10 protein-coding genes and 1 pseudogene are annotated in these 14,096 nt (G+C 49.8%); 7 read left to right on the top strand and 4 right to left on the bottom strand.

The window, feature by feature from the left end:
* The first annotated feature begins 33 nt into the window (after positions 1-33).
* The 6 genes from NG792_RS26230 (at position 34) to NG792_RS26205 (ending at position 9,741) form a co-directional block, all read left to right on the top strand.
* Complete coding sequence (locus NG792_RS26230; protein WP_261198126.1) at positions 34-501, top strand: chemotaxis protein CheW; 468 nt, start codon at positions 34-36, stop codon at positions 499-501.
* 93 nt (positions 502-594) lie between these two features.
* Positions 595-2,706, top strand: coding sequence for a methyl-accepting chemotaxis protein (locus tag NG792_RS26225; RefSeq protein WP_261237372.1), 2,112 nt, complete (start codon positions 595-597; stop codon positions 2,704-2,706).
* Positions 2,707-2,829: 123 nt separating this feature from the next.
* Positions 2,830-6,165: a HEAT repeat domain-containing protein gene (locus NG792_RS26220; RefSeq protein WP_261237371.1), complete on the top strand. Its 3,336-nt coding sequence runs from the start codon at positions 2,830-2,832 to the stop codon at positions 6,163-6,165.
* A 577-nt stretch (positions 6,166-6,742) separates the two neighbouring features.
* On the top strand, positions 6,743-7,642 hold the full coding sequence (locus NG792_RS26215; RefSeq protein WP_261237370.1) for a CheR family methyltransferase: 900 nt from the start codon (positions 6,743-6,745) through the stop codon (positions 7,640-7,642).
* Between the two features lie 132 nt (positions 7,643-7,774).
* Positions 7,775-8,821, top strand: a complete 1,047-nt coding sequence (locus NG792_RS26210; RefSeq protein ID WP_261198122.1) for a protein-glutamate methylesterase/protein-glutamine glutaminase — start codon at positions 7,775-7,777, stop codon at positions 8,819-8,821.
* 290 nt (positions 8,822-9,111) lie between these two features.
* Complete coding sequence (locus NG792_RS26205) at positions 9,112-9,741, top strand: chemotaxis protein CheC (protein ID WP_261198121.1); 630 nt, start codon at positions 9,112-9,114, stop codon at positions 9,739-9,741.
* Between the two features lie 344 nt (positions 9,742-10,085).
* Here the strand turns inward: NG792_RS26205 and NG792_RS26200 are convergent, their stop codons facing one another.
* From NG792_RS26200 to NG792_RS26190, 3 genes are all read right to left on the bottom strand, one after another.
* Positions 10,086-10,580: a helix-turn-helix domain-containing protein gene (locus tag NG792_RS26200; RefSeq protein WP_261198120.1), complete on the bottom strand. Its 495-nt coding sequence runs from the start codon at positions 10,578-10,580 to the stop codon at positions 10,086-10,088.
* 735 nt (positions 10,581-11,315) lie between these two features.
* Positions 11,316-11,870: a DUF1997 domain-containing protein gene (locus NG792_RS26195; RefSeq protein WP_261198118.1), complete on the bottom strand. Its 555-nt coding sequence runs from the start codon at positions 11,868-11,870 to the stop codon at positions 11,316-11,318.
* A gap of 86 nt (positions 11,871-11,956) precedes the next feature.
* Positions 11,957-12,547 (bottom strand): DUF1997 domain-containing protein, encoded by a 591-nt coding sequence (locus NG792_RS26190; protein ID WP_261198117.1) that lies wholly within the window; start codon positions 12,545-12,547, stop codon positions 11,957-11,959.
* A 337-nt stretch (positions 12,548-12,884) separates the two neighbouring features.
* On the opposite strand from NG792_RS26190, the gene pheA reads away from it, so the two are divergent.
* Complete coding sequence (pheA, locus tag NG792_RS26185; protein ID WP_261198116.1) at positions 12,885-13,733, top strand: prephenate dehydratase; 849 nt, start codon at positions 12,885-12,887, stop codon at positions 13,731-13,733.
* Between the two features lie 90 nt (positions 13,734-13,823).
* On the opposite strand, the pseudogene NG792_RS26180 reads toward pheA, so the two are convergent.
* Positions 13,824-14,036: pseudogene (locus NG792_RS26180) on the bottom strand (zinc ribbon domain-containing protein); the annotation flags it as partial.
* Positions 14,037-14,096 lie beyond the last annotated feature (60 nt).

Here is a 14,096-nt window from a genome sequence, read left to right as displayed (position 1 = left end):
TTAAACTCCTGATTTCTACTCCCCGTTAGTCCAATGGTAAATACTCAAAATACCGACTCGACGTTTATTTTTTTTGAACTGGCCAATACGAGCTACGGAATTTCCTCCGAAGTCGTACAGCAAATGGAAATGATTGACCGAATTACACCCGTTCCCAAGGCACAGCCCTTTGTGGAAGGCGTGGTTTTTTCTCGGGGACAAGTAATTCCGGTCCTTAATTTGCGAGTAAAATTTGGCCTAGAAAAAATTCCCTACGATCTTCGCACCCGCTTAATCGTCATTCACATTAATCAGCGCACCGTCGGTTTGGTAGTGGATACGGCCCGGGAGTTCGTATCGGTACCCACCGACGCCATGCAACCCCCCCCGGAAGGACTGCCCGGATTGAGCAGCCGTTATTTATCAGGAATTGCCACCTTAGGAGAACGGGTTGTTCTATTACTCAATGTTGAGGAGTTGTTGAATGGCTCGGGACCGATAGAGCGAGTAACGGTAACGTGATTCAATCGGACATCTTAATTTAAAATTAATTTAGGATAGAACCAAGAATTCAGGGTTTACAGAATTTATTCCAAAACTATTTGAGAGAAAGTCATGGCCAAGAAAGAGACTAAATTTAACAGCAAAAACAAAGTTAAGAATGGCAAAATATCCATCCAATCCGAAAAGGGCAAAATTCGGTTATCCGCAACTCAGATGACCTCATCCGCCCATGAAATTTCACGCATCGCCGAAGAAGTCTCCGCTGGAGCCATCAAACAAATCCGCTCCCTCGATGAAAGCACTGTTGCCATTAACCAAATGGTCTCCTCCTTAGAAGAAACCGCCACCCAGGCCGCCTCAGTTGCCACCGCCTCGGAGCAACTCGTTTCCTTTGTCAACGAAATGGCAGCCTCCATCGAGCAAGTCACCGCCAGCACCATCAGTCTGGCCACGGAAATCAACGAAATCTCCACCAACACCCAGGAAACTGCCAGTTCCATCAAAAGTGTCAGCAACACCACCGAGGAAATGGCCACCTCCAGCACCCAGCTCACCAGCTCCATGAGCGAAATCGCCGCCTCCATTAAAAGCGTCAGTCGCGACACTGACGAACTCGCCTCCGCCATCAACCAAACCGCCGCCTCCATCGAACAAATCACCAGTTCTATCTCAGGCGTCGCCCTGAATGCGGACGACCTCAACACCGCCGCCGAAGAAACCACCCGCTCAATGGATGAAATGGCCGCCTCCATTGAGCAAGTCTCCGCCACCTCGGAAAACCTTGCCGCAATGGTCGAGCAAGTTTCCGTCTCCATCGAAGAAATGGCCCGCTCCGTCGCTGGCGTCGCCCTCAACAGCAAAGAAATTACCGATGCTGCCAACAACGCCGCCATCAGCGCCGAACAACTCGATCGCTCTATTCGTAAAGTCTCCCAGCTCACCCAGCAAACCAACGAAATCACCCGCAAAGTCGCCAGTGATGCCACCGTTGGCGGTGCCACAGTCCAAAAAACCATCCAAGGACTCAACCTCGTGCGCTCCTCAATGGTCAAATCAGCCGATGCCATCCGGGAAACCGGCAAGCGCACCGACGAAATTAGCTCCATCGTAGACACAATCAACCTGATTGCCGAACGCACCAACCTCCTCTCCCTCAATGCCTCCATTGAAGCCGCCCGCGCCGGAGAAGCTGGACGCGGATTTGCCGTAGTCGCCGAAGAAATTCGCGCCCTGGCCGATCGCGCCGCTACTGCTACCTCAGAAATCGGCACCATCATCAAAAGCTTACAAACCGTCGTCACCGAAGCCGTCAACACCTCCAATGAGGGCCTCAAAGTCGCCGAGGATAGCGGACGCCAAGCCGAAGATGGCGTTAATGCTCTCAAACAAATCCTCACCGGCATCGAAGAAACCGCCCAACTCGTTAACCAAATCACCCGCGCCTCTGAAGAACAACTGGGCGCAGGACAAGCCGTCGTCACCGCCATCGACACCACCGCCTCTCAAGCCGCGCAAGTCGCCGGGGCCACCGCCGAACAATCGGAAGCTGCTCAAAGTATTGTCAGCAACGCCAACCAAATGCGAAAAATTGCGATGGAAGTCACCAAAGCCATGAACGAGCAAGCCCGCGCCGCCCGAGACGTCATGAAAGCCGCCCAAAACACCTCCTTGCTCACCAACCAAATTCGCAAAGCTACCGCCGAACAAGCCAAAGGCGCAAACCAAATCGTCCAAGCCGTCGAAGCCATGCGCCGCGCCGCTGCCAGCACCTCTAAATCCCTCGCCCAACAGTCCACCGCTGGGGAACAAGTCTCTCAAGAAGCCGGACGTCTCGCCCGCTTGATTTCTACCATTTCCCGAGGAATGCTCGAACAAGGCAGCGCCAGCGATTACATTGCCGCCGCCGTCACCAACCTCCAGCAGCAATCCGAGCAAGTTGCCCGCGCCATGACCGAACAATCCCGCGCCATCAAAGAAATGACCCTAGGACTGAGCACTATTTCTAAACAGGTTCAGTCGATGGTTCATGCCAATCAACAACATTCCATATCCGCTGAAACCATTCTCCTCTCCTTCGAGCAAATGCGCGAAATTGCCCACGGGAACGCTCGCGGAGTCAAAGAAACCCAGGAGGTTACCTCCTCCTTAGTCCAACAAGCCATTAATTTGAGTGCGCTATTTGCTTACAAAAATGGCACTGAAGCCGGACCAAACCAGCAGTAACGAAGAAGTCAAAAAAATACCCCCCCTTAACACCGCTTTGCACTGCCTCTCTTATCTCCTTCTTTTATCCCCCCTTCTTCCCTTTCCTCTTTACCTTGTTCCTTACAAAAGGTGTCGGGCTTCATGACTATTAGCATTTTTACAACAGACACGAATCTGATCGTGCGTACCTGGGACCCCCGCCTCGCTCAGATGACCGGACTCAGTGGAGAAACCGCCGTAGGACTCCACCTAGCTACCCTGGCTCCTGACCTCTTATCCCGGGGCTTCGCTACTCGCTTTGAGCGCGTTCTCACCGAAGGAGTCGTGGAAACTCTGGCCCCCGCATTACACCACTACCTCATCCCTTGTCCTCCCTTAGTCCCGTCCAAATATTTCGAGTATATGCAGCAGCGGGTGACCATTGGTCCCCTGCGGGACAAGGAGCGCGTAATCGGGACCATCGTCACCATTGAGGATGTCACCCCTCGTTTAGAGCGGGAACGAGAATTGGCCGAACAACTGAGCCGACTCCCGCAACCCGTAAACCGTATGGAAGCGGACACAGATACCCCAACCATCGCCTCGAATGCCGAAGCCCCAGGCTCAGAATCGTCCCTCCATCCCATTTTGCAAGCCTTACAAGATAAAAATTGGCAAGTGCGACGGGATGCAGTCGATCGCCTCGCTTCTGAGTCCGACCCCAACTTAACCTCAGAACTCTTGCAACTGCTGCGAAACGAACACCGCAATCCCGGCGTCCTCAATGGCGTCCTCCAGGTCCTAGCCGCCTCCGATGTTGATATGATCCCCGCCTTGGTGGAATGCCTCCATGACTCGGACCCGGATCTGCGCATCTATGCCGCCCTGGCCCTGGGAGAACGGGCCGACCCCAGAGCCATTCAACCCCTGATCCATGCTCTCCAGGATTCCAATCCTAATGTGCGCTACCACGCCATTGATGCCTTGGGTCAATTGCGCTCCCCAGAAGCCGTAGAACATCTCGTGGCGATCGCAGAATCCAATGACTTCTTCCTCGCCTTTCCCGCCCTGGATGCCCTGATGCGGATTTGCGATACCGCCATCGCCCCGCGTCTGCTCCCCCTGCTGAAAAATACCCTGAGTTGGCGCGTCCGCCGTGAAGCTGTCGATAGCCTCGCCCAACAAAATGACCCGGCGATCGCCATCGAACTCCTGCGAATGTTGCGCGAACAACACCGCAATCCCAACGTCCTCAACAGCGTCCTCCAAATCCTCGTCCTCAGCGATGTAGACCCCATTCCCTCCTTGCTGGAATGCCTCAAAGATGACGACCCAGACCTGCGAATTTATACCGCCTTAGCCCTAGGAGAACGTCACGACGCCCGGGCCATACCCGCCCTGATTGAAGTCTTAAACGACCCCGATACTAACGTCATTTATCACGCCATCGAAGCCCTGGGCCGCTTGCGGGCCGAGGATGCCGTCGAACCCTTGCTCATCCTGGCCGAATCCCCGGACTTCTTCCTCGCCTTTCCGGCCATTGATGCCCTGACTCGCATCGGCGATCGCACCATTGCCCCCAGACTCGCCGGGCTCCTGGAACACAACGAACTCCTCGGTCCCCAAGTCGCCGATGCCCTCGGTCAATTGGGAGATGCCGATGTGGTTAAACCCCTGGCTATCTTATTAAACCAAGCCCATCAGCCCATCAAAGAAATTGCCGTCGCCATCCATGCCATTTACCACCGCTATGAAACCCTTTTTGGCGAAGGCATTCACATCGCTGACCTCACCCGCTCACAAATCCAAGATCCAGGCCAACAAAATCTCATACTCGCCTTACAAGGGGCCAATTCCCAAGAACTCCCCGCCCTGGCAGTCCTCCTCGGTTGGTTGGACAGTCCCGAAATCGCCCAACATCTGGCACAGCTTCTGTCCGAACCCTCCGTGGGAGATATCGTCCTAGAGGCATTAGTCCGCTACGGTAGCCCCGCCACTCCCCTGCTGATTGAGCAACTCGATGCCGAGGATTTGGAGACCCGCCAACGTGCCATAGTTGCCCTAGGAAGAATCGGCAGCAGTCAGTCTGTTCCGGCTTTAATCGAACAATTGCTCAATCAAACCTCGGAATTGGTGATGATTACCACTACCTCCTTGGCGCAAATCGGCGATCGCTCCTCATATCAAGCCCTCATCGGGTTATTGGGTCATCCCGATGTCTCGGTGCGCCTCGGTGCGATCGCCGCCCTCAACTCCCTCGGTCATCCCGCCATGCCGGAACGAGTCTTCACCCTCCTGAGCGATGCAAACCCCTATATTCGCGAATCCGCCATTAAAATTGCTGGATATTTTGCCTATCCCAACTGCATCGACCCCTTACTTGACCTGTGCCAGGACCCGTCCGAACGAGTACGCCGCGCGGCGATCGAGCATCTTCCTTACCTAGAACAAGAACAACGCGCCCTCCAGTTGATAAAAATTGCCCTTGAGCAAGATACCCCCCAAGTCCGTGCCGCTGCTGCTCGCGCCTGCGGAGAAATTGAAAATCCGTACTCCTATCAGTACCTCCTCCAGGCCCTAGAAGATGAAGACTCTTGGGTTCGCTATTATGCCGTCTGTGCCATCAGCAAACTGACCCATAGTTCAGAACATGGCCCCGAGCATCCTTCCCTCCTAGAGTCCTTCAAAGAACCTCCTAACTGGTTTGAGATCCTCCAAAACCTAGCCTTGCACGACCCCGCCAATCCCGTGCGGGCTTCAGCCACCGAAGCTTTGGGCTATTTGGGTTCCTATAGCGCCGTCCCAATTTTAGCCGCCATTGCCGAAGAAGAGGGCCAAGATGAAGACCTAGTGCGGGCCGCCTTACGAGCCTTGGGGCGCATCGACCATCCCAGCGCCCTAGCACCCTTATTAAATGCCTTGAATTCTCCCCAGGCTGAACGGCGTCTGGATGCCTTGCAAGCTTTTAAAGAACGAGGCGGCACCGAGGCGGGAGTCGCCCTGCAATGGTTGGGGGCCGCTGACCCCGAAACCCGGGTAGTCCAGGCGGCGATCGAGTCCCTGGCAAGGATGGGGACTCCAGAGGCGATCGCCTCCCTCCTGGATTTGACCGTGGACCCTACCTGCCGCGATACCTGCATTAAAACCTTGGCAACTCGCGGCAGTGCCAATCTGGCCAAGGGTCTGACTCATTCCTTGAAAAACCCAACCCAGGTCTCCATTGAGGCTTATATTGAGGCGATCGGACGGGGTTTACGCCATGTCCATCCAGCAGTACGCACTGCCGTCGTGGAAATTCTCACCCGCTTAAAGCATCCTGAAGCGTCCGAACTGTTAATTGTAGCCCTGGATGATAGCGATCCTCATGTCCGCCGAGCAGCAGTTACTGCCCTGGGGCATCTCGGCAACCATGCCGGAGAGGATAAGTTAGTGATTTTGGCCCGGACTGATTCGGATACTACAGTTCGTCGCGCTGCCCGGAAGGTTCTGCAAAGTTGATTTGCCGCCAATATGGGCAGGAGGGAGGTGAATTCTTAACGGTTAAGGGCTTTTGAAGTGATCCAGGTCACTGGGAGGTGAACTCGCCGCGAAGCCAGGGCTAGGTTTTTGACAGGAAGACAATCCAGTGTCTTGAGAAAAGATCTAGAGTCTGTGTATTTGGGCCTAAGCTGTTGCTTATTTAAGTTGGAAGCGAGGAAAATTATGAACTCTTTGGAGTGCGTTTTATCAGCCATGTCCCCCTGCTTCACATCTTGCTCGCTAAGAACACCCAATTTAAATGCAGAACAGCTTAGACGGAATCCGGTTTTTAAAGGTCTGTAAAAACCCGCACTCATGCAGGGTCTGGCTCTACGGACGTTAGCTTTCTTCCGGTCCGTTAGGGCTATAGCCTGCGGAGGCAGGCTAAAAGAGAAAACCTAGTTCTGACAACCGGATTTGGTTTTATTTCAGGTTTCTGCTCCCCGTTGATCTCATCCCGACCCGAAAGCTTTAGGTAGTCTTGGACATACACCTATTAATGAAAGTCCGGGATGTTGCATCTCATGAAAGATTTCTATATTCTTCTACTCTAGCCATGAGATTTTTTCCACAGCCTTTACAGTTGTCAGATAGTGTGTTTACTATTCTGCGCGATTTGATTCATGAACGGGCCGGTTTATATTATGAAAATGACAAGCGGGAAATTTTAGCCGATAAACTGACTCCTTGCGTGATTGAGCGCGGGTTGAATTCATTTTTAGATTATTACTATCTGCTAAAATACGATGCGCTGGCCACGGAGGAGTGGAAGCTTGTCATTGATGCTCTTTCAGTACAGGAGACGTTCTTTTGGAGAGAAAGCGATGCGTTAACGGCTCTAGTTAAGGTGCTGTTACCTCAGTATTTGGCGGAGCGTCGAGGGAATTTTGCCCCGGGGGGTTCCTACTCGTTTTCCTCGAAGCCTCTGCGGATTTGGAGTTCTGCCTGTGCCACGGGAGAAGAACCCCTATCGATTGGGATGGCATTGGAGGAAGGGGGATGGTTTGAACGATTACGGATTGAATTGTATGCATCGGATGCCGCTACTGGGGCGATCGCCAAAGCTCGAAGGGGGGTATATCGCGACCGCTCTTTTCGCAACTTTCCAGCCTCCCTCCAAGAAAAATACTTTACTAAATCAGAACTGGGTTGGCAAGTCTCTTCTTCCTTGCATAAGCGGATTCACTGGAATGTTGCAAATTTAATGAATGGGTCAGAAATTGAACTTTTAAGTCAATCCGATATCATTTTTTGCCGGAATGTATTTATTTACTTCTCCCCAGACTCGATTCGGAAAACGGTTGATTATTTTTATCAGAGGATGCCCAATCGCGCTTATTTATTTTTAGGGTCTTCTGAATCCCTGCTTAAACTGAATAGCGATTTCGATTTGCAAGAAATTGGAGGTGCTTTTGTTTATGTAAAGGAGAAAGCTGTTAAAAGTGAGGGGTTGTAAGAATCGCGAGATTTTGTTACTCATCCTTTGAGTTAAAAAGAAGTAAATTAAAGAGTTGCTATTTTTAATTTTAAAAAGGATTAAATTAAGTCCAGTTCATTAAGGTCAAGCGTTAAATCAATGGGGAACTATATGAATAAAGTTGTACGAGTTTTGGTAGTAGATGATTCAGCTTATGTGCGCAAGGTAGTCAAGCAAATGCTATCCCGTTCTCCCTTTATTGAAGTGGTAGGAACGTCGCGAGACGGAGCGGAAGCATTGGAGGCGATCGAAACCCTGAACCCCGATGTGGTTACTTTAGACTTGATCATGCCGGAAATGGACGGGGTGGAATTCTTGCGCAAACAGATGGCCCGTCGTCCCATTCCCGTGGTGATTATTAGTATTGCTAGTGAAGGAGGGGAACAGGTACTTGCCGCCCTGGATGCTGGGGCTGTTGACTTCTTGCAAAAGCCAACAGCTTTGGCGAATGAAAAGATTTTTGAGATCAGCAATGAGTTGATTGAAAAGGTGAAGGCGGCTGCGAATGTTCCTTTGAACCGCCTGCCGGTGATGGCGGAACGTCCGATTCAATTGAGCAAGGGGATGTCTTTCTCTCCCTCATCGGGGGTTGTGGACCTGGTGGCGATCGGGATTTCTACTGGGGGTCCCCAGGCCCTGGCTTTTTTAATCGGTCAGTTGCCGGAGAATTTCCCCGTCCCTGTGGCGATCGTTTTACATATGCCTGTGGGTTATACCTCGATGTATGCAAAACGACTGAATGAGATGTCGTTGATGAAGGTTGTAGAAGCCTCGGAAGGGGAAGTTCTCGAACCCGGAATTGTGTTCATCGCTGCGGCAGGAAGGCATTTAACGTTTGTCCGCCACAGTGATGGGACAGTTAGGACCCACCTGGATGCTCGCCCGTTTGATACGCTCCATCGTCCTTCGGTGGATGTGATGTTTCAATCAGCGGCGGAGGTGTTTGGCGATCGCGTTTTGGGGGTGGTGATGACGGGGATGGGTTCCGATGGCACTCAAGGTTCTGCTTGGATTAAATCTCGCGGCGGCTCCATTTTTACCGAAGCGGAGGAAAGCTGTATCGTCTACGGAATGCCGCGATCGGTCGTGGAAGCGGGCTTAAGTGACCGCTCTATAACCCTAAACTGCATGGCACAGGCGATTCTTGAGCGGCTGTAATCAGCCACCTGGGTTGTTTCTGGTAAGGGCAAGGAAACGCCCCAGATGGATTCAGCAAGTGGGTCAGTTTCGGGTTCATCAGAAAAACTGTTTACTCTGGTTTCTCGGAAATTTCTGTCTTCGCGATCGATGACGAGGACGTTTCAATTGCTCCGTTTAGGGTCGCCCATTTTAGGGTTGAAAATTTGGGGGCTAAAGTGGTAATACTCCATCGGTTTTCTGGGTCATATTTCCCTTAACCCTTTTGGAGAGTTGCCTTAGCCAGTTAATTAGCAACATAGAGGTGAACAATGCTACTGACTGAAACACAAAAAAATGGATTAACCGAATTTACCAAAATGGCCTTAGCCCGACGCACGGCTGCCTGTCTTTCGGAACTGATTGGTTTCCCGGTTGTAGTCCAGGTCTCTAATGTTTCTCTTCATCCCCTCAGTGGATTACTCACTGAATTTTCGGAACTTTTACCGAACCAAGTTGCGACAATTCATCAGTTGTTTACGGGTTCTATCACCGGGGATGCTCTGCTGTTAGTGGATTATTACTCTGCCTTGATGTTGTCTAATCTCTTCAAGCAAAATTCAGAAATGCTCCCTCCTTGCCTTGATACGTCCGCTTGTGAGATTCTAACCGAAATTGGAAATGTTGTTTTAAATGCCTATTTAGGGATGTTAAGCAAAATGCTTCAGCGACAACTTTCGTTTTCTATTCCCTCCTTTTATATTGAACCCCTTGTTTCTCTGACGGAATCGCTCACTCTCGGTAAAAATGAATTCCGCTACGCTCTCGTGGTCGAGACTTTGTTACAATTTCATGATAAATCTGTACCCAGTCATCTCATCTTTGTGTCCGGTGTTGTCTCTATTTCCTGCTTAATTAAAGCTATTGAAACTTGGGCCTCGATCGCCGCTCCTTGCTCCTAGGGAATGATGAAAGTTATATCTAGGTTCGGCGATTTTATAGGTGGCCCCTCATGCAAATAAATTACTTCTGAACCTAAGAGCCAATCGCGGTTGTAATCGCTGCTATCTTTCTAAAAACCCGTTCTCCAACAACTAAGCGATCGACCATTTAAGTCGGTTACCTGAGCGAAGCTATACCGCCGCCTTTACGCCGGAATAGCAATTTGGGTAAAATTTATTCCCAATTTAGATGGCGAACAGCTTAGAAAAGTTTGTTGTGAAAAAAGCGAGTATTTTAGCTATTTTTAGATTAAAAATAAATTAAAATTCTCGCTTTTTCGGATGATTTATTACCTAATTTTAGCTCATTTAAATGAGCTAAGTTGCAATGTTGAAAGGGGAGGATTTCTTCGGGGCCTTGACCGTCTGGTAGACTTAAATTTACCTTTAAATTTATAGCGCACGGCTCGATAAACTACATGATAATCTACATCAACTCCGCAGGCTTCTTTCAACCAAGATTGAATCTCTCCATAGCTTTTAAACCCTTCGTCACTTTGAATTCTTAATTTCAGTTTTTCTAGGGCCTCGGCTGGAATGGTAATCGGTCTCCCAGCGGGTTTATAAACTTTGAGTAATCCGTCTAATCCTTCGTTTTTGTACTTCTGAAACCACCGATAGAGGGTTGAGGTATCTCTCGATAGCAGTCTTGAAAGGGATTCTAAGGTGCTGACTTTACCAGATTTTAGTAAGTACAAAGCGTGTAGTCTTTCTTTTTTTTGAGCGTTCGTCTCTTTTTTGAAACGAGTTTTGAGATCTTCGGCTGGTTCTTTGATATCTAACTTGAGGGTATTCGCCATTTTACAATCGCTCTAATTAAAATAACTCCAGCTTAATTTTGGCGAGATTAACACAAAAGAAGGAACTCGCCCTCGCTGCTATAAAAACAGTCTCCGGCATCCTCGCGGTTGCGATCGCCTTGAATAAGTTCATGACGGCTCGTGATCGGGTTCAGTCCGCATCCGTCTGACCTAGGGTACTCCCTACTCAGTGGGTCAGAAGCGGGTCGATCAGGAATGGGTGGGGACGCAGCTCTTCTTATCCCATTTTGGGATTAAAATGAAATGCTACCCCTATCTTATTCTCGACAGCCCGATGAGTCAATGGCACTCTGTCGCTACAATGGCATTACCCTGGTCTGGCTGTTTAGCTTTTTCTCATAAAAGTTTCACCCCACCTGGGGTAAAGCAGGGGAGGTTCGGCCCGTTAAATTAGGCTTGATCCGGTGAGTCTTCTATGCGCTGTGCGATCGCCGACCCTGCAACCAGATTAACCTTATCCTGAATTTTATCTCTTAAAAAATGATTAAATTTACCCCAGTGACGCATCATCTAGCTACTTGAGGACCCGGTAGAGGCAATCCCCTCAGAATTGCCCCTCCAGACTTTTTCCTCTGCCTCAAGCCTAGGTCAAGTAGGGTGAAGACAGCAGGGTTTCTTTACCCAAATGCTGACAACAAAGCAACCCCTTCCCTCGGCGAAACTCGGGTTCTGGTCTGAAGTCTCAACTTCTGTCCGACCCTCCTGGGTCCTAATCTATGCCGCGACCAGTTCTTGACCTTGTTCGGCGGTTGCCCAAGTTTTGTAATCTAATAATAACTGCTGCATTAATCCTTGCTTCATTTTTAGCAGGACATTTCCGAGTAAATTATTCCCCGTACTTTGAATGATGGATTTCGGCATCATGGAAAAGGGTGGGGGTAGGTAAATAGTTAATCCTAACTCCGCATCCCCTCCTAAATAAGTCTTCCCGTGATTGCGATAGGCTTCCATTGTCCCACTCAGTTCTAACTGGAAGTGTTCGTTAATGGTTTCAATCCCACGCAGATTACAGCCTACGGATTCTAAACAAATTGTTCCTTCCCCATCCGCCCAAACCTTCATGTCTACGGTGGGTTCGATTTTTAAACTAAAGAAGTTTAAGGGCCGCATTCTCAGCCGGTAGCAATCGCTAGTTAATTGGTGGATGCAGCTTGGATCTGCGATCGCCCTAACAATCCGTTCAGGGGACTGCAAATACCTCTCAATCTCTACAGGTTGCTGTGGAACAGCCAGATCAACCGATTGTGTGGCAACAAACTGATAGTACATGGGAGGAGACTCTATTAATATTTGTTAAGCGGGTTTCATAAACCTTACAGTAGTTTACACGGATTGGCAATCTTTTCTTTTTGCCCTTATGCCGGGGGTGTATTCGGCGAAAGCACCTGACCCCCCACCGCCAACTCAGACTCGGGGGCATCGGATGCCCAGTGACGATAATCGAGTAACAACTGGTGCATCAACCGTTGCTTAATTGTCAGCAACACACTCTTGAGCAATCCATTTCCAGTGGTTTCTAATAAAGATTTCGGGGCCATCCACAAGGGCGGTGGCAAATCTACCTCTACGACTAAATCCGCTTTTCCTTTCAAATAAGTCACTCCCCCTTCTTCCACTGGGGAGAGTTTCCCCAGCAGATCCAGGCAAAAGCGGCGATCGATATATTCAATCCCTCGGATTTCACTCCCCACGGAAACTAAATGAACGGTCCCATCCGGTTTTGCCCAGACTCTGAGCTCCACCGTGGGTTGAATCCGCAGCATCATAAACTCTAAGGGACGCATTTTTAATCTAAACCGTTCTTTCCCTAATTGTTCGGTCCGAGTCGGATCCACCAGCGCTCTAATTAAGCGTTGCGGTTGGCGCAGGTAATGTTGAATCGGAACAGGTTGGACGGGAACAGGGATGGACACAGACTGAGATGCGACAAACCGGATATTATGCATGGGGGTTACACTCAGATTTAGGTTTCTTAATCTCTACGCTATCAAAATTTACATTTTTTAACACAGTGTAAACTTTGGAAAATCACGCTTTACTGTTGGCCATTTGGTGATTAAATACGGGAAATGACCCAAGGGATAATAGAATAACCGCTTTAACTTGCCGTTAATCTTACTCTATTTCTGAGAAACACCCTAAAAAACTTAACTGATGGGGACAATCTCACCGATGAAAGTTTGACGGGAGCACCAGGATCCGTAGATCCGACTTTTGGAGTTTTCTGGTGTTCGCCCTTTTGTTATTTTTCAAAAAGAACTGAGTTAACTGAGGAAACCTGCGATGACTGTATCCATTGCCTATTTAGGGCCTCCAGGCACCTATTCCGAAGCGGCAGCGATCGCTTATGTGGACCAGTTGCAGCAAGATACAGGGGAGGAATGTTTGTTGTGTCCCTATCCCAGTATCTCCCAAACGTTACGCGCTGTTGCCCGATCGCAGGCTCAACGGGCAGTGGTGCCAGTGGAAAATTCCCTGGAAGGGAGTGTGCCGATGACCCTCGATGCTCTCTGGCAGTTAGATAGTCTGCAAATTCAACGGGCCCTGGTGTTGCCAATTTCTCATGCGCTGATTTCCCCTGTCCAAGAGTTGTCAGCGATTAAAACGGTTTATTCTCATCCCCAAGCGTTAGCTCAATGTCAGGGATGGTTGGAACAGTTTCTCCCTGCGGTGCAATTAATTCCGACGAATTCTACAACGGAGGCGGTGCAACAGTTAGAAGGCGATCGCTTCGCTGCGGCGATTTCTTCTCAACGCGCTGCTGAACTTTACGATCTCCCCATCATCGCCTTTCCAATTAACGATCGCCCAGATAACTGCACTCGGTTTTGGGTGGTGAGTTTACAACCCTCTCCCGGGGGGGCTTATACCTCTTTGGGTTTTAGCGTCCCGGCAAATCTTCCCGGTGCACTGTCTCAACCCCTCCAAGTCTTTGCCAGTCGGGGGATTAATTTAAGTCGCATTGAATCTCGCCCCACTAAGCGATCGCTCGGGGAATATTTGTTTTTTCTGGATTTAGAATGTGATTCGCGAAAATCCTCGGTGGAATCAGCTTTCCAGGAATTACGCTCCCACACGGAGACCCTGAAAATTTTCGGTAGTTACGATTTTGTGGCGATTAAGTCGGATTAGGGGATGTTCGATTCTGGTTGCTCAGGTTAGGATAGGCAGCATCTGCTCTATAAAACTTAAACAAACCCGGACCTAGCCGGATATTGATGTTTATTTCTTGCTTCGTCCGGGACTGTCGGCAGCACCCCGTCCACAAGTGTAATCGTCGAAGCCCGACGATTTTTCTAAATTCACGCTGGCGTTCAAGTCTCTATCAATTTTCAGACTACAATTCTGACATTCAAAAGTCCGTTGGTTTAGCGGCATTTTTTGACGATGGCCGCAATTAGAACAGAGTTGACTGGAGGGATAAAATCTATCGGATTAAACTAAGCCGGGCAGTCGCCCACCCGACTCGTCTTCAGAACCGTGCGTGAAAGTTTC

This window comes from Laspinema olomoucense D3b, assembly GCF_025370785.1.
Taxonomy (GTDB): domain Bacteria; phylum Cyanobacteriota; class Cyanobacteriia; order Cyanobacteriales; family Laspinemataceae; genus Laspinema; species Laspinema olomoucense.
The sequence above is the reverse complement of the archived record's forward strand: the minus strand, read 5'-3'. Positions and strand labels throughout refer to the sequence as shown.

Excerpts from the sequence above, each read along its gene's own strand:
- NG792_RS26225 (WP_261237372.1), top strand. The coding sequence starts at position 595 with ATGGCCAAGAAAGAGACTAAATTTAACAGCAAAAACAAAGTTAAGAAT.
- pheA (WP_261198116.1), top strand. The coding sequence starts at position 12,885 with ATGACTGTATCCATTGCCTATTTAGGGCCTCCAGGCACCTATTCCGAA.
- NG792_RS26230 (WP_261198126.1), top strand. The coding sequence starts at position 34 with ATGGTAAATACTCAAAATACCGACTCGACGTTTATTTTTTTTGAACTG.
- NG792_RS26200 (WP_261198120.1), bottom strand. The coding sequence starts at position 10,580 with ATGGCGAATACCCTCAAGTTAGATATCAAAGAACCAGCCGAAGATCTC.
- NG792_RS26210 (WP_261198122.1), top strand. The coding sequence starts at position 7,775 with ATGAATAAAGTTGTACGAGTTTTGGTAGTAGATGATTCAGCTTATGTG.
- NG792_RS26205 (WP_261198121.1), top strand. The coding sequence starts at position 9,112 with ATGCTACTGACTGAAACACAAAAAAATGGATTAACCGAATTTACCAAA.
- NG792_RS26195 (WP_261198118.1), bottom strand. The coding sequence starts at position 11,870 with ATGTACTATCAGTTTGTTGCCACACAATCGGTTGATCTGGCTGTTCCA.
- NG792_RS26190 (WP_261198117.1), bottom strand. The coding sequence starts at position 12,547 with ATGCATAATATCCGGTTTGTCGCATCTCAGTCTGTGTCCATCCCTGTT.
- NG792_RS26215 (WP_261237370.1), top strand. The coding sequence starts at position 6,743 with ATGAGATTTTTTCCACAGCCTTTACAGTTGTCAGATAGTGTGTTTACT.
- NG792_RS26220 (WP_261237371.1), top strand. The coding sequence starts at position 2,830 with ATGACTATTAGCATTTTTACAACAGACACGAATCTGATCGTGCGTACC.